The sequence below is a fragment of the Streptomyces sp. R44 genome (assembly GCF_041053105.1).
GTDB lineage: Bacteria > Actinomycetota > Actinomycetes > Streptomycetales > Streptomycetaceae > Streptomyces.
Genome location: NZ_CP163444.1, coordinates 8434556 through 8454609, shown reverse-complemented (window position 1 = coordinate 8454609; position 20054 = coordinate 8434556). Strand labels below are relative to the sequence as shown.

The window sequence follows — 20054 nt, the reverse complement described above, 5'->3', positions numbered from 1 at the left end:
GCTCAGACCCGCTCCAGCGGGCGGTGCGGCTCGGCCGGCAGCTCGGCCCGGATCGGGTCGCCGGGCCGCACCTCCCCGCCCGTGAGCACGACGCCCATGATGCCCGCCTTGCGCACGATCTGGCCGCCCTCGTCGCGGCCGATGACCTGCTTGAGCAGACCGTGCTGGAAGTTGTCGATCTGCGCGCAGGGGTTGCGCAGTCCTGTGACCTCGACGACGGCCTCCGCGCCCAGGTGCAGGAGGGTGCCGGTGGGCAGGGCGAGGAGGTCGATCCCCCGGGTCGTGACGTTCTCGCCGAGGTCGCCGGGGGCGACCTCGAAGCCCGCGCCGGCGACCTCGTCGAAGAGCTCGGCGTGGATGAGGTGCACCTGCCGCAGGTTGGGCTGGGTGGGGTCCTGAGCGACACGGGACCGGTGCTTCACGGTCACGCCCGCGTGGACGTCGCCCTCCACGCCGAGCCCGGCGAGGAGGGTGATGCCGTCCCTGTTGGGCTTGGTGAACGCGTACGTGCCGTTGCTGCTGACCGTGGTGACGGTGCCGCTGCTCATGCTCAGAGCTCCCCTTCTCTGCCGCTCCGGGCGACGACGTGACCACCCGGACCGATGATCACATCGCGCCTCGGTGTACGACCCTACTCGGCGGCCCCGGAGCGGAGCGGCGCGCCCACCTCGTGCAGATGGCCGAGGGCCTGGCGGTACGAGTCCACGAAACCGGTCTCCGTGTACGGGACGCCCAGCGCGGCACAGTGGGCGCGCACGGCCGGCTGCGCCAGGCGGAGGTTCGGGCGCGGCATGCTCGGGAACAGGTGGTGCTCCACCTGGTAGTTGAGCCCGCCGAGGAACCAGTCGGTCAGGGCGCCGCCCCGGATGTTGCGCGAGGTGAGCACCTGGCGGCGCAGATGGCCCCAGCTGTCGCCGTCCTCGTGCTCGTCCGGCCGGTCCATTCCCTTGTGGTTCGGGGCGAAGGCCATGCCGAGGTGCACGCCCAGGAGCATCTGGTGGACGAGGGCGAAGACGAGGGCCTGGACGGGCGTCAGGAGCGTGAGGAGCAGCGTCGCGTATCCGGCGAAGTGGGCGAGGAGCAGGGCCCCTTCGACCAGTCGCTCGCGCCGGGTGCGGCACGGGCCGTCCTTCGCGAGCAGGGACTGGATCCCGTACACCTTGAGCGCGATGCCCTCCAGAGTGGTCAGCGGGAAGAACAGCCAGGCCTGATGGCGGGTGAGGAACCCGCGCAGACCCGTGCGGCCCGCCGTCTGGTGCTCGGCGAAGACCAGGATGTCGGCGACGACGTCCGGGTCCTTGTCGAGGTGGTTGGGGTTGGCGTGGTGGCGGTTGTGCTTGTCGTTCCACCACTCCCGGCTCATGCCGAGGAGGAGGTTGGCGTGGACGAGCTGGAGGATCCGGCTCGCCCTGCGGTCGGCGGTGATCTGGGCGTGGCCGGCGTCGTGACCGACGAAGGCGGCGCGGGCGGAGAACAGGGCGAGGGGGACGGCGAGCAGCAGCGCCCACCAGGAAGGCCCGGTCAGGGCGAGTCCGGCCACCACGGCGGCGATGCCGAGGAGATTGACGACGATGCCGCGGGCGTACCAGCCGGGTCGGTGTTCGAGGAGACCCTGTTCCCTGACCGTCCGCAGGAGCGGGCTGAACTCGCTGCCGCCCCGGGCGCGGGCGGGCGCCGCGACGGGTGCGGCGGCCGGGGGCAGGACGGTGGCCTGGGACATGGCGGGCTCCGGTTTCTGTCGGTCGGTGGGGTCGGTGGGCGCCTGTCAGAAACGTACGGATCCGTGATCGTCCGGGACCATGGCGTCACCACCCGTCCACTGCCGGGGGCGCACCGGGGGGTGGGGGTGGGGCGAGCCCCACCCCTCCACGAGAGCCGGACGCGTGTGGCGCGGATCACCTGGCGGGAGCGCACCTCCGGCGCATGCGTGGGGTATCCTCGGCGACTCGGTCGTCAGGTAGTCAAATTTGAGGAATGCGTTGTCGCTCTCGCACGGATCCCATGAACCGGCCCGCGAACCCGCCCCCCGAGAACCCTCCCCCACACACGAACTCCTGCTTCACCCCGCCGTCTTCCTCCCCGCCGATCCGCCCCGCGCCGGACGGATCGGCTTCTGGTCGCCGGACGGCGAGCCCCTGCCGGACGCCGCCGACGCTTCCCCGGGCGACACGGCGATCACGGTCGTGGACGGCGACTCGCTCCGGGCCGTGACCGTCCCCGCCCGCACCCTGTCCGTACGGGACGCCCTGCCGTTGCTCGCCCGCGCCCGGTTCTCGGACACCGCCTCCCCCGCGGCCGCCTTCTGGGGCGCCGCGTCGCTTCTCGCCCTGAACCTCGTCTCGCGCGGTCTGCTGCTGCCCGGCCTCACGCCCGGCGACCACGACGCCTGGCGCGCCGGACCGCTCGGCCCCGCGGAGCTGGCCGAACTCCGCACCCTCGCCGCCTCGATGCCACCCGCGGCGCATGCCGTACCTCTGACCGTCCCCGTACCCGAGCCCGGGGGCGTGCCCGAGTCCGGCGCCGTACCGCCGATCGGCGACGAACCGCTGATGCTGCCCGAGCCCGAGGCGCTGCTCCGGGCCTTCGCCGACGCGGTGGCCGACACGCTGCCCCGTACCCCGGCGGCACCGCTCGCCGCCGGCGGGCCCGCCTTCGCGGCCGACGCACCGCAGAGCCTGCCCGAACAGCGCCCCTGGGCCGCCGACGTGGCGGCGGTGCACGACGCGGGCGTCCGGCTCTCCCTCCGGCTCGAACTGCCCGGCTTCAGCGCGGAGGCGCGGGAGGCACCCGCCTTCCGGGCGGTGCTCCAGCTGCACGGGGTCGCCGACCCGACCCTGGTCGCGGACGCGGCGGAGGTGTGGGCGGGCTCCGGCCGGGCCGGGGCCGCGTTCGGCCCCCGCGCCCGGATGGACGCCCTCCTCGCGCTCCGGCGCGCCGCCCGGGCCTGGGCCCCGCTGTCCCCGCTCCTGTCGGCGGCCGTGCCCGACACCGTCGAACTCGCCGACGAGGAGGTCGCGGAGCTCCTCGGCCCGGCCGCCGAGGCCCTCGCGGCATCGGGCGTCCAGATCCACTGGCCGCGCGAGCTCGCGGACCGGCTGACCGCCGGCGCGGTGATCGGCCCGCAGGAAGCCGGAGCCGGGAGGTCAGGGCTCCGTGACGGCGTCGGACGCGCCATCGATGGCGCGGAAGCATCGGGCTCCGCCGACACAAACGACTCCTCCGAGGTCGACGGATCCTCCGAGGCCCACGGCTCCTCCGAGGCCGACGGCTCCTCCGAGGCCGACGGCTCCTCCGAGGCCGACGGCTCCTTCGAGGCCGACGGCGCGGAGGCTTTCGGCTCCGCCCGTGCCTCCGCCCTGCCGTCCTTCCTCGCCGCGGACTCCCTGCTCGCCTTCAACTGGCGCTTCGCGGTGGGCGACCACGAGCTCTCCCGGGCCGAGCTCGACCGGCTCGCCGAGGCCGGACGGCCACTGGTCCGGCTGCGCGACCGCTGGGTCCTCGTCGATCCGGCCGAGGTGCGCCGGGCCCGCGCCCACCAGGACCGCAAGGTCACTCCGGTGGACGCCCTCTCGGCCGTCCTCACCGGCACGACCGAGATCGACGGACGCACCGTCGAGGTGGCCGCCACCGGCTGGCTGGAGCGACTGCGGGCGCGTCTCGCCGAACCCGAGGGCGACCGGCCGGAGATCACCCAGCCCCCGGCGCTCGCCGCGACCCTGCGCGACTACCAGCTGCGCGGGCTCGACTGGCTCCACCGGATGACCTCGCTCGGCCTCGGTGGCTGTCTGGCCGACGACATGGGCCTCGGCAAGACGATCACCGTGATCGCCCTGCATCTGCACCGGCAGACCGACCCGGCGTCCGCCGGCCCCACCCTCGTCGTCTGTCCGACCTCGCTCATGGGCAACTGGCAGCGGGAGATCGAGAAGTTCGCCCCGGGCACACCGGTGCGCCGCTTCCACGGCGCGGCCCGTGACCTGGAGGAGGTCGCCGAGGGCGGCTTCGTGCTCACCACGTACGGCACGATGCGCCTGGACGCCGAACGGCTCGCCGCCCGGAACTGGGGCCTCGTCGTCGCGGACGAGGCCCAGCACGTCAAGAACCCGTACTCGGCGACGGCCCGTCAACTGCGGACCATCGGCGCACGCGCGCGCGTGGCGCTGTCCGGCACGCCGGTGGAGAACAACCTCTCCGAGCTGTGGGCGATCCTCGACTGGACCACGCCGGGCCTGCTCGGCAGCCTGGGTGCCTTCCGGACCCGCTTCGCCGCCGCCGTCGAGGGCGGACAGGACCCGGCCGCCGCCGAGCGGCTCGGCGCACTCGTACGCCCCTTCCTGCTGCGCCGACGCAAATCCGACCCCGGCATCGCCCCCGAGCTGCCGCCGAAGACCGAGACCGACCGGACCGTCTCCCTGACGCCGGAACAGACCGGTCTGTACGAGGCGGTGGTGCGGGAGACCCTTGCGGCGATCGCCGAGGCCGACGGCATGGAGCGCCGGGGCCTGGTCGTGAAGCTCCTGACGGGCCTCAAGCAGATCTGCAACCACCCCGCCCAGTACCTCAAGGAGGAGCAGCCGAGGATCGAGGGCCGCTCGGGCAAGCTGGAGCTGCTCGACGAACTCCTCGACACCATCCTCGCCGAGGGCGCGTGCACCCTGGTCTTCACCCAGTACGTGGGGATGGCCCGGCTCCTGGAGGCGCACCTCGCGGCTCGGGGCGTGCGCACGCAGTTCCTGCACGGCGGCACGCCGGTCGCCGAACGCGAGGCGATGGTCACCCGCTTCCAGAGCGGGGACGTCCCTGTCTTCCTGCTCTCCCTGAAGGCCGCCGGGACGGGGCTCAACCTGACCCGCGCCGAACACGTCGTGCACTACGACCGGTGGTGGAACCCGGCGGTGGAGGCACAGGCCACCGACCGTGCGTACCGGATCGGGCAGGACAGGCCGGTGCAGGTCCACCGGCTGATCGCCGAGGGCACCATCGAGGACCGGATCGCCGCGATGCTCGACCGCAAGCGCGAACTGGCGGACACCGTCCTCGGAAGCGGCGGGGACGCGCCGCCGGAACTGACCGAACTGACCGATGCCGAACTGGCGGAGCTGGTGCGACTGCGAGGGGACGGACGATGAGCGCGTACGGAGAGGCCCACGGTCACGGTCGTGGCCAGGGCCGTGGGGACGACGAACGGACCTTCGAGGCGCTGCCGCCGGTGCACGGTGGCGGGTTCACCCGCACCTGGTGGGGACGCGCGTGGCTGAAGGCCCTGGAGGACTCGGCGCTCGACGGCCCCCGCGCCCTCAAGGCGGGACGCCGCCACGCGCGCGGGGGGGCGGTGGGTGCCGTCTCGGTGCGGCCCGGCCGGATCACGGCCTTGGTCAAGGACCGCGACGGCACGGCCTACCGCGCCGACGTGCTGGTGCGGGAGTTCTCGGAGGAGCAGTGGGAGCGGCTCCTCGGCCTCGCCGTGGACAGCGCGGGCCACATCGCCGCGCTGCTCGACCGCGACATGCCGCCGCACCTGGTGGAGGACGCGGCGGCGGCCGGGCTCGACCTGCTGCCGGGCATCGGGGATCTGGACCCGGAGTGCGGCTGCGAGGCCTGGGACCACTGCGCGCACACGGCGGCGCTCTGCTATCAGGTCGCCCGCCTCCTCGACGAGGACCCCTTCGTCCTTCTGCTGATGCGGGGGCGCGGCGAGCGCACGCTCCTGGAGCAGTTGCAGGAGCGCAGTGCGGCACGGGCCGCCGCCCCGTCCGCTCGGGGCGGGGAGGAGACGGGCGGCGGGTTCGACGGGGCCGGCGGGATGCCCGGCGTGTCGGCCGAGGAGGTGTTCGCTGCGGCCTTCCTCGTACCGCCGCTGCCCGCCCCTCCGGCCGTCCCGGCCGCGCCGGGGCGGTCGCCGTCCCTGGACACGGACACGCCGCCGGAGCCGGGCGTCGATCCGGCGGCCCTCGAGTTCCTGGCGCAGGACGCGGCGACGCGCGCGTACCGACTGCTCGGCGCGGTGCTGGGGGCCGGTGGCGCGCACGGGACCACGGCTGATCCGATCGAGGCTCCGCCGACCGTCGCTCAGGACGCGGTCAGGCTGGCGGCGGGCGCTCCCGTTCCGTGGATCGCGGGGCGCCTCGCCTCCGGTTCGGGAAGGTCGCTGACGGAGCTGGACCTGGCCACGCGCGCGTGGCGGTTCGGGGGCGCCGCCGCCCTCGCCGTACTGGAGGAGGAGTGGACACCGGACGCGGAGGCGCTCGACCGGGCCGGGGCCCGGCTCGCGGGGGCCTGGGCGGACGACGAGCGGCCGGTGCTGCGGCGCGCGGGCGGTGCGCGGTGGACGGTCGTGGGCGCGGAGGCGCAGCTGCGGCTCGGCGAGGACGGTCGCTGGTGGCCGTACCGGAAGGCCGGGGCCCGCTGGTCCCCGGCCGGCCCGGCGGACCGTGACCCGGCGGCGGCCCTGGCGACGGCGTTCGCCGCCGGTGCTACTGGAGGCGGTGGCTGAGCGTGCCGCTCGTGACGGCCAGGCTGCAGGCGACGGTGTCCGCGCCGAGGAGGTGACCCGTCAGGTACGGGTACTGGGCGAAGGTCGTCCAGCGCGTGCCGAGCGGCTGCCTTGCGGCCTTGCGGCGGAGCGGTTCGCGGCAGAGCGCGGTGGCCGCCTCGCGCACGTCCTGATCGGTGGCGAAGGTGCCGACCAGGCGGAGCCGGGCGACGAGTTCGGCCTGGTGCGGCGTGTCGCAACCGCGCCGGAGGGCGGTGCCGGGCGCGTCGCGGTCGATGTCGAAGCAGTCGCCGACGCGCAGCATGTCGAAGGAGACCGGCCGTTCCTCCGTCGGGCGTCCGGAGGGCGTGGGGGCGGTGGCGGTGGGCGTGGGGCCGGTGGTCCCGGACCGGGAGGGCGCCGCCGAGGTGCCGGCCTGCGGGTGCTCGGCCCGGTCCTGAGGTGCGGTGCGGGTCGGCGTGTCGGCCGTCGTCCCTCCCGTGGTCGGGGCGGGGGCGGGCGATCCCGTACCGTCGGTGAGGACGGGGGACGGCACTCCGACGGGGTCTCCTCCCGGTCGGCCGTCGGCGAGTCCGCCGCCCTCCGCGCCGCCACGAGCGGTCAGGAAGGCACCGGCCACCAGGGCGGCGGTGAGCAGCGGCACGAGCGGCACGCCGAACCAGCGGGCACGCCGCGCCGCCGGTCCCGGCCGGGGCGCGCCGAGCCGCACGAAACGGGCCGGCCACCCGGCCTCGGCACCGCTCCCGAGCCCCTCGGTGACGCGGGGGTCGGTGATACGGCCCTCGACCCGGCTCGGCACGTTCGGGCCCGGTGATGTCGGGCCCGTCGCGTTCGGGCCCGGCGATATCGGGCCCGGCGCGTTCGGGCCTGTCGCGTTCATACCCGTCGCGTTCGGGCGGGTCGAAGGTTCCCCACCGCTGAGACCGGACACGCCCGTGCGGCACGGTTCGGTCGGCGGAGTGCTGCTCGGCGGGTGGGGCACAGGGACCAGGATCGCCCCTCGGCGGCGGCGCGGCGGGCGTTCACCGGCCGTCGGACGCGTCAGGTACGGAATCGTGACCATCGCCGACCGCGCGCGCTCCCGCCACCGCCGCTCCCCCGTCACCGCCGCCGCCCGGTCATGACCGCCTACAGGCCGAGCTGACGCTCCGCGCCCTCGACCGTCTGGGCGAGGAGCACGGCGATGGTCATGGGGCCGACACCGCCGGGGACCGGGGTGATGAGGGAGGCGCGCTCGGCGGCCGAGGCGAAGTCGACGTCGCCGATGTTCCCCGGGTTGTAGCCGGCGTCGATGACGACGGCGCCCGGCTTGATGTCCTCGCCCTTGATGAAGTTCGGCTTCCCGACGGCGGCGACGAGGACGTCGGCCTCGCGGACGACCGAGGAGAGGTCCTGGGTGCGGGAGTGGCAGTACGTGACGGTGGCATCGCGACCGAGGAGGAGCAGGCCGGCGGGCTTGCCGAGGATGGCGCTGCGGCCGACGACGACCGCGCGCTTGCCGCTGAGTTCGACGTCGTACGCGTCGAGGAGACGCATGATGCCGCCGGGCGTGCAGGAGACGAAGCCGGGCAGACCGAAGCCCATGGCGGCGAAGGAGGCCATGGTGACGCCGTCGACGTCCTTCTCGGGGGCGATGGCCTCGAAGGCGGCGCGCTCGTCGATGTGCGGGCCGACCGGGTGCTGCAGCAGGATGCCGTGGACCTCGGGGTCCTCGGACAGGGCGGTGATGGCGGCGACGAGCTCCTCGGTGCTCGTCTCGGCGGGCAGCTCGACGTGCTTGGAGCGGATTCCGGCCTTCGCGCAGCGGTTCTGCTTCATCTTCACGTACGTGACGGAGGCCGGGTCCGCGCCGACGAGGACGGTGGCGAGGCACGGGGTGACGCCGGTGCGGCGGGTGATCTCGGCGGCTCGGGCGGCGGTCTCCTCGACCGTGCGGCGGGCGAGGGCCGTGCCGTCCATGAGGGTGGCGGTGCTGGTGGACATGGCAACTCCTGGGCGTCGTCTCTGACCGGTGGTTCGCCCAGGCGCACGGCATCGACACGGTCGCGCCACGGGGGCACGCTCCGCCGGGCCGCTCCCCGGTGGTGATCCACCTCAAGCGCCAGTCACGGCCCGGGCCCCACTCTACGTGAGCGGTCGGGGGCCGGTCCCGGACAGGGTGCATATGCCGTGGTGCGAAGCGGCTTGTCGGCGGCCCGCGGGCGCACGACGATGAGCGCGACGGGCCGGGACGACCTCGACGAGGAGGCCGAGTTGAACGATGTGTGCGTGGCCGGGGAGCCATGGAGCGAGCGGGCGCCGACGGGGGATCTCGGCCCGGCCGGGGAGGCCGGCCGGCCCACCCCGGACGCCCGCCCGCTGGTGGCCGCGTCCTGGCGCCGGTCGGTACGCGCGCGCGTGAGCCCCGACGGGGCGGCGCGGGTGGAACTGGACGAGGACGAGCTCGCCGCGTACCGGGACGAGCATCCCCTCTCCGCGGCGATGCCGGTGGTCCGGGAGCTGATGGGGGCGTACGCGACGGACGGGGAGCATCTCCTCGCGGTCTGCGACGCGGCCGGGCGGATGCTCTGGGTGGAGGGGCATCCGGGCACCCTGCGCAAGGCCCGGGGGATGAACTTCGTGGCCGGGGCCCGCTGGTCGGAGACGGCGGCGGGTACGAACGCACCGGGTACCGCGCTGGCCGTGGACCGTCCCGTCCAGGTGGTCTCCGCGGAGCACTTCCGGCACTCGGTGCGGGCCTGGACCTGCGCGGCGGCCCCCGTGCACGACCCGCGCACCGGGCGGGTGCTCGGCGCGGTCGACATCACCGGCGGGGAGCGGCTCGCGCACCCGCACAGCCTCGGCTTCGTCCAGGCGGTGGCGCGCGCGGCGGAGTCCCAGCTGGCCCTGCTCGGGCCCGATCCGGATCCGGACCGGCTGAGGCTGTCGGCGCTCGGCCGGGACGAGGCGGTGCTGTCGGCGGGCGGGCGGCGGCTGCGGCTCAGCCGCCGGCACAGCGAGATCCTGGTGGTCCTCGCGCACCGCCCGGAGGGCGTAGGGGGCGACGAACTCCTCACCCTCCTCTACGAGGACGAGTCGGTCACCCCGGTGACACTGCGGGCGGAGCTGTCCCGGCTGCGGGCGCTGCTCGGTCCCGACGCGCTGCGCTCGCGTCCGTACCGGCTCTCGGGGGCGGTGGACGCGGACTTCGCGACGGTCGACCGGCGGCTCGCCTCGGGGGCCGTCGCGGCGGCGGCCGGTGACTACGCGGGCCCGCTGCTTCCCGCGTCGACCGCGCCCGGGGTCGTACGGCTGCGGGAACGGCTCGCGGACCGGCTGCGGGCGGCGCTGGTCGACCGGGGCGATCCGGGGCTGCTCGCCGACTGGGCCTACAGCTCGTGGGGCGAGGACGACGTGGTGGTGTGGCGGGCTCTGTGCGCGGCGGTACCGGCGCCCCGGCTCTCTCCCGTACGGGCGAGGCTGGACGCCCTGGAGAGGGAACTGTCCGCCGGTGCAACGGACTTGCAACGTACCCGCCCCCACACTCGGGCGTGAGCGCCGGCCAGGGACGGCCGGCGCGTCCCAGGGAGGCCATCCATGACCCGTTACGCCGCACCCGGTACCGAGGGCGCGCTCATGTCGTACCAGGCCCGCTACGACCACTGGATCGGCGGCGCGTACGTCGCCCCGGCGGCCGGCCGCTACTTCGAGAACCCGAGCCCGGTCGACGGCCGCCCCTTCACGGAGGTCGCGCGCGGTACCGCGGAGGACGTGGAGCGCGCCCTCGACGCGGCGCACGCGGCGGCCCCGGCGTGGGGGCGGACGGCTCCGGCGGAGCGGGCGGCCGTCCTGCTGCGGATCGCGGACCGCATGGAGAGCAACCTGGAGGCGCTCGCGGTCGCCGAGACCTGGGACAACGGCAAGCCCGTCCGGGAGACGCTGGCCGCGGACATCCCGCTCGCGATCGACCACTTCCGCTACTTCGCGGGGGCGCTGCGGGCCCAGGAGGGCGCGCTGAGCGAGATCGACGACGACACCGTCGCGTACCACTTCCACGAGCCGCTGGGCGTGGTCGCGCAGATCATCCCGTGGAACTTCCCGATCCTCATGGCGGTCTGGAAGCTGGCCCCGGCGCTGGCCGCGGGCAACGCGGTGGTCCTCAAGCCGGCCGAACAGACCCCGGCCTCGGTGCACTTCTGGCTGAGCCTCGTCGCGGACCTGCTGCCGCCGGGCGTCCTGAACGTCGTCAACGGCTTCGGCGAGGAGGCCGGCAAGCCGCTGGCGTCCAGCCCGCGCGTGGCGAAGATCGCGTTCACCGGCGAAACGGCGACGGGCCGCCTCATCATGGGGTACGCCTCCGAGAACCTGAAGCCGGTCACCCTCGAACTCGGCGGCAAATCCCCCAACATCTTCTTCGACGACGTCTGGGCGGCGGACGACGACTTCCGGGACAAGGCCCTGGAAGGGTTCACGATGTTCGCCCTGAACCAGGGCGAGGTCTGCACCTGCCCCTCGCGCGCCCTCGTCCAGCGCGGCCACTACTCCGACTTCCTGGAAGCGGCGGTCGCCCGCACGGAGAAGATCGTCCCGGGCCACCCCCTGGACACCGACACGATGATCGGCGCACAGGCCTCCGCCGACCAGCTCAAGAAGATCCTCTCGTACCTGGAGATCGGCCAGCAGGAGGGCGCGAAGATCCTGACGGGCGGCCAGATCGTGGAGCACGGCGGCGAGTTGTCCGGCGGCTACTACGTCCAGCCGACCATCTTCGAAGGCGACAACCGCATGCGGATCTTCCAGGAGGAGATCTTCGGCCCCGTGGTCGCGGTGACCTCCTTCACCGACTTCGACGACGCCATCCGCACCGCCAACGACACCCTCTACGGCCTCGGCGCCGGCGTCTGGACCCGCGACACGAACACCGCCTACCGCGCGGGCCGCGCGATCCAGGCGGGCCGCGTCTGGACGAACTGCTACCACGCCTACCCGGCCCACGCGGCCTTCGGCGGCTACAAGCAGTCGGGCATCGGCCGAGAGACCCACAAGATGATGCTGGAGCACTACCAGCAGACGAAGAATCTGCTGGTCAGCTACTCGCCGAAGAAGCTCGGGTTCTTCTAACGGCACGAAAAGAGGCGCCTGACCTGGGCTTTTACCCGTCAGGCGCCTCTCGACAGCCTCATCCATCGCAGCAGCCGACTTGCGTCGGAACTCCCAGTTTATCCCACCCGTATCCCGCTCCTGACCAGCTGTTCCGGTCTATTTCCGGTCCAAGCTCGGTCCACCGGCGGGATTCCCGCCTCGATGGATGCGGTCCCATTCCTCCATCGACTGCTCGATGAGGCGATTGGCCTGCTCCCGGACCCCGTCCAGGAACTTGGCGTAGAAGCGGAAGAGGACCTCGATGCTCTGGCCGGCCCGGCGGGCGCACTCGGCCGGGTCGACGCCGGAGTACAACCAGAAGGAGATCCCAGCGTGCCGAAGGTCGTAAGGCCTCTTGGCCAGACCTGAGGCGCGCTCCAAGCGTGTCAGGCCGCACTCCCTCGCCCGCGCCCATGTGACGCCGTATGCCGATGCATCCACATATTGATCAGAAACGGTTCGGGTTCCGGGTCGCTGTAGGGGTGTGAGCGATCTGGTGGGGGACGCACGGCATCTCTCGCCGTCGGTGCAGGAGGTCCTGCGGCTGGTGACACCGGCGCGGATCGCGCCGGTTGGCCGGGAGATCGTCCTGAACTTCGTCTCGGATACGACGCTGGGCCTGCCGAAGTCGTCCCGGTCGCCGTCCGCGCCGGCAGCCGGGAGGATCCGTGCTGTTCAGGTATCGCGCCACCATCGGGGGCTGTCCAGGTGGTAGTCGACTCGCTCGCGGTCATCGACGGCGGTATCGGGCAGTGCGGCGACATTGTCGATCCACTGCCGAGCCTTGGCCTCGAAGTCTACGTGGCCGATCTCGTGGTGGGCGGCGACGTACCGGAGGGCCGGGGGTTTGCCCCACCAATCCTTCTCCGCCAAGGCGGCCCTTCGGAGGTAGATCTCGGCGCCGACCGCGTTGGAGTGGAGGTACAGTTCCATGTTCCTTGGGTGGTCCGCGTCGGTCGCGGCGAGATGGAACCCCTGTCGGCTGTAGAGGATCTCCCGCTCAGTACGCGGAATGTACTCGGGGTCGACCCACGCGCTGTGGCAGGTGTATCCGGCGGCGGCGAAGGCGTCGAGGAGGGTCTCGTGCAGGGGCGTCGTCTCGATGCGGACCGCGTCGACGTCCGTGCGGTCCGCGATGCCGTCGGCATCGACCTCCGTGTACAGACCGATCCGCATCCCGGCCAGCGGCAACCCGCGCACCTCGGAGACCGGGGTCTCCCACTTCAGCCGGTACCGGAGCGGCACCCGGCGTTCTTCGCCCTTCGGGATGGTGAAGAGGCTCGTCACCTGGAAGTGGGCGAGGGTGACGCCGGTGTCCGTGTTGACGTCCGTCGTCGTGCTCTTGGTGACGGCGGCGGGGGCCGCGTTGGCGACCAGGCGCGCGTTGACCGTCCGGATCCGCACGTCCCGGTCGAGCGCGCGCAGTACCACCTCACCGCGCAGGATCTCCCCGGGGCGCACCGGTTCGTCCGGGAGGAGTGTGTCGGCTTCCAGCGGTATGCCGTCTGCTGTCTTGCCGCCGCTTCCACTGCCGAGCAGTCGTTTGAACACCATGATCCGCACGGTAGCCGCAGCCGGGCCGTCAGGAGCTCGCCAGCGGACGGTTCCGGGCATCCCATATGCCGCATTACCACCGCAAGCGCCTCTTCTCGCCCGCCCTCCTCGGCACCCTGCCCCGCTCACCCATGCCGGACGGGCCGAGGCGGCGGACACCTCCTCACCGTCGCCTTCCACAGGTCCGAGGCCAGAGTGGAGGCTAAGTCGCCCAGAAGTCCGGTGCCGGGGAGGTCGTTGGCGAGCCTGGCCCAGGTGAAGGCCCGGGGCCGCGCCTATTGATCAGAAACTGACGGGGTTCTTGTCCAAGGCGTAACGGACGTGCGGGCCACCGAAGTAGCCGCGGACGAGGTGCGGCTGGCGCTGCCGTCGGTGGAAGAAGCGGCGGGTTTCGGCGGCGAGTTCGGCCTGGTCTCGGGCCCGGTGCTGCCGGGGCAGGCTGTGCTTGAGGTCGGCGTTGACCAGCTCGTCGGGGTTCAGCTCGGGTGAGTAGGGCGGCAGGAAGTGCAGCTCGACGTCGTCGGGGTGGGCGGCGAGCCAGTCGTGGACCTTCTTCGAGCGGTGGGCGGAGTGTCCGTCGACCACGAGGTGGACCTTGTGGTCGAAGTGGCCGGCGAGCCGGTCCAGGAAGCGGCACATCACCTCGGCGGTGAAGGACTCGGCGAAGACCATGAAGTGCATCCGGCCCTTGGCACTGATCGCCGACATCGCGTTCACCGAGAACCGGTTCCCGCTCCGCCGCACCACGGGCGTCTTCCCCTTCTCGCCCCAGGTGCGGCCGGTGACCTGGTCGGACCGGATGCCGACCTGGTCGGCAAAGAGGATCTCACCGCCGTCGGCCTTCGCCTTCGCTCGGACCTTCGGCCAGGTCTCCTGATGCCAGCGCGCCACGGCCTCGGGGTCCTGCTCGACGGCCCGTTTGTCCGGGCGCTGGAAGGACAGCCCCCAACGCCTGAGGTACTTGCCCACCCCCGGTCCGGTCAGCCGTACCCGGTACAGCTTCGTGATCAGCTCGCCGATCAGCCGCCGCGTCCACAACTGCCCATTCAAGCCCACGTCGCAAGGCCGGTAGTCGAGGACAGCCTGCCGCACCCCGGCCTGCTCAGCCTCCCCGAGCACCTGATGCACCCCGACCGGCTTGCCCCGCGGCTGCATGGCCAGCGCCTCCCGCCCGCCGGCCTGCCACTTCGCCCTCCAGATGTCGACCGCCTTCAACGACACCCCGAACAAGGCCGCCACATCCTCACGGCCCCGTCCCGCCACCAACGCGGCCACCGCCCGCAGCCGCAGGGCCTCCTGCGCCGACGGCGACAGACGTCGCGGAACCGGTCCGACCGGATGTAGAGGTCGATGCCGGTGCTGCCGTCCGGGTTGGGGAAGGGCACCGGGTTCAGTGCTGCCTGGATCTCGCTGCCGGGGTACTTGTTGATGATGTCGCCGAGCTTCTCGCCGGTGTCGGCACGAACGCGGCAACGTAGACCAGCGCCTTGACCCCTCCACCAGGAGAGAGGCTTACAGCCCGTAACCATCGGCCCGAACGCGATCAGCGCCAGCGGACGAGACCATCTTACGAGGCAGCCGAACCTCGAGCCGGCGTTCACGTGAGCCAGATACGGCAAGTCGGGTGCAAGTGCCTGGCAATCGGGCTCCGAAGACTGGGGATCATGACCACGAGCAATGCTTCAGACTCCGCCGTTCACCCCTACACCCGCGAGATGGCGATGATCCACCAGGTGTTCCGTCGCGAGTCGCGCCTGCTGGCCGACCTCGTCCAGGACGTTCGGCCCGCAGACACCTCCCGCGCCCGGATCCTCGCCGAGCACTGGCGGCTTTACTCAATCGGCCTGCACGCCCACCACACCGGGGAGGACGAGATGCTCTGGCCGGTCCTGCTGCCCCATCTGGACCTCGATGCCGAGCAGGTACTCGCCATGGAGGCGCAGCACCGGGAGCTCTCCGAAGGGATCAGTGAGGTCCAGGTGCTCATGGACCGGTGGCAGGCGAAGGCCCTGTCCGAGGACCGTGACGAGCTGGCCGAGGCGCTGCGTCGGCATCACCGGCAGCTGTGCGCCCATCTTGACGAGGAGGAACGGCAGGTCATGCCTCTTGTAGCCCTCCACGTGAACGAGAAGGATTGGCATGCGGTCGGGGAGCGGGGCCTCGCCGAGACGCCCCGCAACCGGCTGATGATCGCGCTCGGCGCCATCCTGGAAGACGCCTCTCCCGAGGAGCGCGGAGAGTTCCTCGCCCGGCTTCCCGTTCCGGCGCGGGTGCTGTGGAAGCTGCTCGGGCAGCGGCAGTACCGCCGCGAGACCGACCGGATCCGGGGCCGGCGTACAACCGCGTGACCGTCGTCCCCGCCGGCTGGGCCGGATGCGCGCCAGTGCGTCCGGCCCCGTTGTCCCTCCCCTCACCGATCGAGGAACCTCACCGATGCGCATCGGATTCTCCGTACCCCAGTTCGGTCCGTTCGCCGACCCCCGCCTCTCCGTCGGCATGTGCACGGCGTTGGAAGCGCTGGGCTGCCACAGCCTCTGGGTGGCCGACCGCCTCTTGGCCCCGCTCATCCCGCCCGACGGGTACCCGGGCGGGAAGATGCCCGTCCGGTATGGCACTCACCTCGACCCGCTGCTCGCGCTGGGCGTGGCAGCCATGGCGACCGAACGGGTACGTCTGGGCAGCAGTACGCTCAACGCCCTGTGGCAGCCGCCCCTCGTGCTGGCCCGGGCACTGACGACACTCGACCTGCTCAGCCGCGGGCGCCTGGATGTGGGCATCGGGCTGGGCTGGATGCGGGAGGAGTACGAGGCCGCCGGAGTGCCCTGGGAAGGACGGGGCGCCCGGCTGGAGGAGACTCTTGACGTCCTCGACGCCATATGGCGACCTGGGTCTGTGGTCCACACCGGCCCGCTGTGGACGATCCGCGAGTCGATCGTCCTGCCCAAGCCCCTCCAGAAGCCGAGGCCACCGGTGCTGCTGGGCGGATTCACCCCACTTGCCATGGAGCGAGTGGGCCGGCGTGCCGACGGCTGGCTCGCGGCCTCGATGCCGCTTGAGTACTTCCGCGGTCTGTGGGCCGTGGCCTCCGAGGCGGCCGAACGGGCGGGGCGAGACCCGGCAGGACTGCGGCGGGTGCTGCGTGTGAACCCTGACGTCACCAAGTCCGCGGCCGACCTGGCGGAGGGCCACCACCGTGGGACCGTGCGCCAGATCTCCGACCACCTGCGCACGATGTGCGCGGCGGAGACCGACGAGGTGCTCGTGGACCTCCAGTTGACGACGGACTCGCCCGGTCGGTTCCTCGAGCTGGCGGCGGAGTTCATGGCCGAGCTGGCCTAGCGTCGCGCGATCCGGACCGGCTCCACCCCCGTGACCGCCTCCCGTTCTATTCGCCCGACTGCGAAAGCCGGGCCAGGGCCGCCTGGGCGGCATCCGACCAGTGCGGGGAGTCCCATGCGGCTGCCACCCGCTCGGCCTCCCGGTAGTGGCGCTGCGCTTCCTGCGCATGGCCCAGGAACTGGGCGAGTTCTCCCAGGGTCTGCGCGACGGGCCGGAAGACGAGGCTGAGGCTGCTCGCTCCGCCTGCCAGCCCCTGAAGGGGAAGGAGATCGCGGTAGACCTCGGCGGCCGCTTGCCGGTCGCCGAAGGCGATGGCGGCGATGCCGCGCAGGCCGGCCAGAATGGAGTAGGCGAAGTCGCGGCGGATCGGTGCCCTGCGGGCGAAGACTTCACGGGCCTCCTCGCCGCGGTCCGCGGCCAGCAGGGCGAGGGCGGTGAGGGCTTCGTTGTGCGGCTGGTATTGCTCCCACACCGCGAGCAGCACCGGCAGGACCTCGGCGAGCCGGTCCTGCTGCAGGCGGATGCATCCGGCCGCCAGGCCCGCCAGTCCGCTGAGGTCCACCGCCCCACACGCCCGCAGTTCCGCCACCGCCGACGCCAGGTCCTGCTCCGCCTCGCCGAACCGGCCCTGGGCCATGGCGACCATGGGGCGGCGCAGTCTGGCGATGGCGAAGGCACCGCGCAGCTCGTAGGTGCGGGCGATCTCGTCGGCGCGTACGAGGCACTGCTCCATCTGCGCCGGGTCGTTGCCGGCGGCGGCGATCCGGGCGGCGATGTAGGAACTCATCCAGGAGTACTCGGGGCTGTCCTGGGAGGCGGCGACCTCGACGAGTTCCTTGTGGAGTTCGAGGTAGGCGGCGGGTTCCAGTTCGCCGTCGATGCGGCGCAGCAGGGAGGTGAGGGTCAGGCCCTGGAGCCGGAGATCGCCCACGGTTCTGGCGAGCTCCACGGCCTGGCGTGCCGCGGTCACGGCGCGGGGGTCGGTGTCGTCGAGTGCGTCGGCGAGCTGGTCGAGGAGCAGGCACCGCTGCCGGTCGTCCGGGTGGTGATTCTCCAGCAGGTCCGTGAGCTCCTCGACGGCCTCGGGATCACAGGCCGCGTACGGGCGGACGCGCCAGGGCGTCGGTTCGGTCCATGTCGTGTAGGCGGCGGTCAGCAGGTCTGCCCGGCCCTCGGCACGGGCTACCCGGACGGCTTGCTGCTGTGCCTCGCGGGCCGGTACGACCGCCCCCATCCGGATCCGGCAGTCGGCGAGCTGGCCCAGCAGCATCACACGCAGCAGGGCGGCGTCCTGGTCTGCGAAGGCTGCCGGATGGTCGGCCAGAAGGCCGAGGGCCGTGTTCAGCAGGGCTTCGGCGTTCTGCGGGGCATAGCGGCGCACGGCCTGCTCGCACGCCAGCCGGGCATGGTGGACCGCGGGGCCGGCGTCGGCGGTCACGACCGCGGCCGCCCGCAGGAGGTGGTGGGCGATGGCGGCGACGTCGTCCGAGCCGAGGGCGATCAGGCTCCTGCCCAGTCGGGAATGCATCCGGGCCAACCGCAGGCGCGTGAGGTCCGCCTCCAGGGCGTCGCGTACGAGGGCGTGGCTGAAGCGGACCGTACCCGCCCGCGGCTCGGTGAGCAGCCCGGCGGTCACGCCGGCGTCCAGGGCGTCGAGGAGTTGCTCGGGATCGCAGTCCGCGGCCTGCACCAGGAGGGCGATCGGGGCCTCGCGTCCGGCGACGGCTGCGAGCCGCAGTCCGGCCGTGACGGTCGGTGCGAGCAGGGCGAGCCTGCGCCGCAGTACGTCCTGGACCCCTTGCGGGATCCGGGCCAGGGCTTGCTGCTCGCCCTCGCCGGCCAGCAGGAGGGAACTTTCACGGAGGTAGAAGGGGTTGCCCCCGGCCCGTTCGGCCAGGGCCGCCGCGGCCTGCTCGCTGATGTCGGCCGTCGACCGCCGCAGCAGCTCCTTCGCCTGGGTGTCCGACAGGCCCGAGAGCTTGATTCGTACGGGCGAGCAGACAGCCAGGCGTGCCAGTGCGTCGGTCAGGTCGCCCTCGCCGGTGCGGTACGAGCCGACCAGGACCAGCGGTGCGTCGCGCAACTCCTCGGCGCAGAGCAGGAACAGCTCGATGCTCTCCTGGTCGCCCCGGTGCAGGTCGTCCAGCACGATCGCCAGCGGCTGCCGCGCGGCTGCGTCGCGGAGCCAGCCGAGCAGCGCCCTGTGCAGCCGAAAGCGCCGGGCCAGGCTGCCGTCCGGCTGCTCGGAGCCGCTCGAGGTGCCCGGGGCCAGCAGGGGGGCCAGCTCGTCGGCGTACGGTCCTGGTGGCGCGTCTTCGGCGAGGCCGGGGAGGAGATCGAACCAGGCCCGTCCGGGCGGGGCGCCGTCGGTCTCCGGGCACTGCCCGGATCCGACCAGCCAGCCCTGTGAGGGCAGTTGGCGGAGTGCCGCCTGCAGAAGGCTCGACTTGCCGATTCCGGCCTCGCCGGAGACCAGGACCACCTGCGCGCGGCCGCCGCGTGCCCGCTCCGCCGCGTCGGCGATTGCCGCCAGCTCTTCGTCACGGCCCAGGAGCCGGCCTGCCATGAGGACCGTCGGCGCAGTCGGCGTCCCCGGTCCGGCAGCCGTGACGGAGCTGCCGAGCGTCACGGCGGCGGCCATCCCGGTTCGCGCGGCGGTCGCGGTGGGCGCCCCGGTCTCTCGGTGAAGGACGTCCAGACGCTGGTGCAGCAGGGCCTGCTCCAGCTCCAGCAGGGCCGGACCGGGTTCGACGCCGAGTTCTTCTCCGAGGACGTGCCGGGCCTGCCTCAGTGCCGCCAGGGCGTCCCCCTGTCGGTCGCGGGCCCACAGCGCCAGCGCCAGCAGCCGCCATCCCTCCTCGTGCAACGGCTGCTCCCGGGTCAGCGCGCCCGCGTCGGTGAGGGCCTGCGCAGCCTGCCCGTGGCTCAGCCGCGTGGCGACGAGCCGTTCGCGGGCAGCGCGATGCAGTTCCTCCAGGCGGGTGCGTTCACCGGCCGTCCAGGGCTCGTCCGCGAACTCCGCGTACGGCTGCCCGCCCCACGAGGCGAGCGCTTCGGCCAAGCCCTCGGCCGCGGCGTGGGCGGGCAGACCCGCGACCGAGCAGGCCGCGACCCGGTCCTCGAACACCCAGGCGTCCAGCGCGCCCCGTTCCAGGGCGAGGGCGTAGCCGTACGGCGCACTGAGCAGGAGCCGAGCGGCGGTCCTCGGTGCTCGTTCCGGTTCGAGAAGGCGCCGCAGACGCGCGATGTAGGCGTGCAGCGACGCCTGCGCACTCGACGGGACACGCGTGGGCCACAACCTCTCGATGATCCGCTCCGTGGAGACGACCTCTCCACGGGCGAGCAGGAGTTGGACCAGAACCATCCGCGCGAGCCGACCCGGTGTGGCGACCGGGCGGCCCTTGACCTCGACCCGGAACGCGCCGAGCACCTTCATTGTGACCATGACAACCACATCGTAAACGGCGCGGCACCGTGGACGATCTCCGGCGACCGTGCCGAGAACCCGAAGAACCTCGCCTGATCCCCTCCCCCGCCGCGCCGTCAG

The 20054-nt window shown here is 72.8% G+C and carries 14 protein-coding genes and 1 riboswitch; of the genes, 6 read left to right on the top strand and 8 right to left on the bottom strand.

From position 1 onward, the window contains the following. Nucleotides 1–2: 2 nt before the first annotated feature. Both AB5J54_RS38970 and AB5J54_RS38965 read right to left on the bottom strand, forming a co-directional pair. Nucleotides 3–548 (bottom strand): MOSC domain-containing protein, encoded by a 546-nt coding sequence (locus AB5J54_RS38970; protein WP_369148684.1) that lies wholly within the window; start codon nucleotides 546–548, stop codon nucleotides 3–5. A gap of 83 nt (nucleotides 549–631) precedes the next feature. Next, nucleotides 632–1720 carry a fatty acid desaturase gene (locus tag AB5J54_RS38965; RefSeq protein ID WP_369148683.1) on the bottom strand — a complete coding sequence of 363 codons (1089 nt, stop codon included), beginning with the start codon at nucleotides 1718–1720 and terminating at the stop codon, nucleotides 632–634. 259 nt (nucleotides 1721–1979) lie between these two features. On the opposite strand from AB5J54_RS38965, the gene AB5J54_RS38960 reads away from it, so the two are divergent. Continuing rightward, nucleotides 1980–5129, top strand: a complete 3150-nt coding sequence (locus tag AB5J54_RS38960; RefSeq protein WP_369148682.1) for a DEAD/DEAH box helicase — start codon at nucleotides 1980–1982, stop codon at nucleotides 5127–5129. Beyond that, on the top strand, nucleotides 5126–6493 hold the full coding sequence (locus AB5J54_RS38955; protein ID WP_369148681.1) for an SWF or SNF family helicase: 1368 nt from the start codon (nucleotides 5126–5128) through the stop codon (nucleotides 6491–6493). The genes AB5J54_RS38960 and AB5J54_RS38955 overlap by 4 nt, the downstream gene beginning before the upstream one ends. On the opposite strand, the gene AB5J54_RS38950 is transcribed toward AB5J54_RS38955, so the two are convergent. Together AB5J54_RS38950 and AB5J54_RS38945 are read right to left on the bottom strand one after the other, a co-directional pair. After that, nucleotides 6474–7373, bottom strand: a complete 900-nt coding sequence (locus AB5J54_RS38950; RefSeq protein WP_369148680.1) for a hypothetical protein — start codon at nucleotides 7371–7373, stop codon at nucleotides 6474–6476. The two genes, AB5J54_RS38955 and AB5J54_RS38950, sit on opposite strands and share 20 nt — an antisense overlap. A gap of 248 nt (nucleotides 7374–7621) precedes the next feature. Next, entirely contained in the window at nucleotides 7622–8476 is an 855-nt protein-coding gene (locus AB5J54_RS38945; RefSeq protein WP_369148679.1) for a bifunctional 5,10-methylenetetrahydrofolate dehydrogenase/5,10-methenyltetrahydrofolate cyclohydrolase, read from the bottom strand. A gap of 28 nt (nucleotides 8477–8504) precedes the next feature. Next, a riboswitch (ZMP/ZTP riboswitch) is annotated at nucleotides 8505–8612 on the bottom strand. 92 nt (nucleotides 8613–8704) lie between these two features. On the opposite strand from AB5J54_RS38945, the gene AB5J54_RS38940 reads away from it, so the two are divergent. Together AB5J54_RS38940 and AB5J54_RS38935 are read left to right on the top strand one after the other, a co-directional pair. Beyond that, nucleotides 8705–10027, top strand: coding sequence for a GAF domain-containing protein (locus AB5J54_RS38940; RefSeq protein ID WP_369148678.1), 1323 nt, complete (start codon nucleotides 8705–8707; stop codon nucleotides 10025–10027). 42 nt (nucleotides 10028–10069) lie between these two features. Next, entirely contained in the window at nucleotides 10070–11593 is a 1524-nt protein-coding gene (locus tag AB5J54_RS38935) for an aldehyde dehydrogenase family protein (RefSeq protein WP_369148676.1), read from the top strand. 138 nt (nucleotides 11594–11731) lie between these two features. Here AB5J54_RS38935 and AB5J54_RS38930 read toward each other — a convergent pair whose 3' ends face one another. The 3 genes from AB5J54_RS38930 to AB5J54_RS38920 all read right to left on the bottom strand — a co-directional run bounded on the left by AB5J54_RS38930 (nucleotide 11732) and on the right by AB5J54_RS38920 (nucleotide 14452). Further along, nucleotides 11732–11929, bottom strand: coding sequence for an integrase (locus tag AB5J54_RS38930; RefSeq protein ID WP_369148674.1), 198 nt, complete (start codon nucleotides 11927–11929; stop codon nucleotides 11732–11734). A gap of 360 nt (nucleotides 11930–12289) precedes the next feature. Then, nucleotides 12290–13168: a sporulation protein gene (locus AB5J54_RS38925; RefSeq protein ID WP_055602188.1), complete on the bottom strand. Its 879-nt coding sequence runs from the start codon at nucleotides 13166–13168 to the stop codon at nucleotides 12290–12292. Nucleotides 13169–13450: 282 nt separating this feature from the next. Beyond that, a complete protein-coding gene (locus tag AB5J54_RS38920; protein WP_369149603.1) occupies nucleotides 13451–14452 on the bottom strand; it encodes an IS630 family transposase in 1002 nt (333 codons plus the stop codon). A gap of 380 nt (nucleotides 14453–14832) precedes the next feature. Between AB5J54_RS38920 and AB5J54_RS38915 the strand changes: the two genes are divergently transcribed. Beyond that, complete coding sequence (locus AB5J54_RS38915; protein ID WP_369148672.1) at nucleotides 14833–15516, top strand: hemerythrin domain-containing protein; 684 nt, start codon at nucleotides 14833–14835, stop codon at nucleotides 15514–15516. An 85-nt stretch (nucleotides 15517–15601) separates the two neighbouring features. Further along, the gene (locus tag AB5J54_RS38910; RefSeq protein ID WP_369148671.1) at nucleotides 15602–16507 is read left to right on the top strand and encodes a TIGR03619 family F420-dependent LLM class oxidoreductase; all 906 of its coding nucleotides are present in this window, start codon (nucleotides 15602–15604) and stop codon (nucleotides 16505–16507) included. A 46-nt stretch (nucleotides 16508–16553) separates the two neighbouring features. On the opposite strand, the gene AB5J54_RS38905 is transcribed toward AB5J54_RS38910, so the two are convergent. Further along, nucleotides 16554–19952, bottom strand: coding sequence for a BTAD domain-containing putative transcriptional regulator (locus AB5J54_RS38905; protein WP_369148670.1), 3399 nt, complete (start codon nucleotides 19950–19952; stop codon nucleotides 16554–16556). Between the last annotated feature and the right edge of the window lie 102 nt (nucleotides 19953–20054).

Coding starts and splice junctions, on each gene's coding strand:
- AB5J54_RS38970 (WP_369148684.1), bottom strand. CDS start 548: ATGAGCAGCGGCACCGTCACCACGGTCAGCAGCAACGGCACGTACGCG.
- AB5J54_RS38965 (WP_369148683.1), bottom strand. CDS start 1,720: ATGTCCCAGGCCACCGTCCTGCCCCCGGCCGCCGCACCCGTCGCGGCG.
- AB5J54_RS38955 (WP_369148681.1), top strand. CDS start 5,126: ATGAGCGCGTACGGAGAGGCCCACGGTCACGGTCGTGGCCAGGGCCGT.
- AB5J54_RS38950 (WP_369148680.1), bottom strand. CDS start 7,373: ATGAACGCGACAGGCCCGAACGCGCCGGGCCCGATATCGCCGGGCCCG.
- AB5J54_RS38945 (WP_369148679.1), bottom strand. CDS start 8,476: ATGTCCACCAGCACCGCCACCCTCATGGACGGCACGGCCCTCGCCCGC.
- AB5J54_RS38940 (WP_369148678.1), top strand. CDS start 8,705: ATGAGCGCGACGGGCCGGGACGACCTCGACGAGGAGGCCGAGTTGAAC.
- AB5J54_RS38935 (WP_369148676.1), top strand. CDS start 10,070: ATGACCCGTTACGCCGCACCCGGTACCGAGGGCGCGCTCATGTCGTAC.
- AB5J54_RS38925 (WP_055602188.1), bottom strand. CDS start 13,168: ATGGTGTTCAAACGACTGCTCGGCAGTGGAAGCGGCGGCAAGACAGCA.
- AB5J54_RS38915 (WP_369148672.1), top strand. CDS start 14,833: ATGACCACGAGCAATGCTTCAGACTCCGCCGTTCACCCCTACACCCGC.
- AB5J54_RS38910 (WP_369148671.1), top strand. CDS start 15,602: ATGCGCATCGGATTCTCCGTACCCCAGTTCGGTCCGTTCGCCGACCCC.
- AB5J54_RS38905 (WP_369148670.1), bottom strand. CDS start 19,952: ATGGTCACAATGAAGGTGCTCGGCGCGTTCCGGGTCGAGGTCAAGGGC.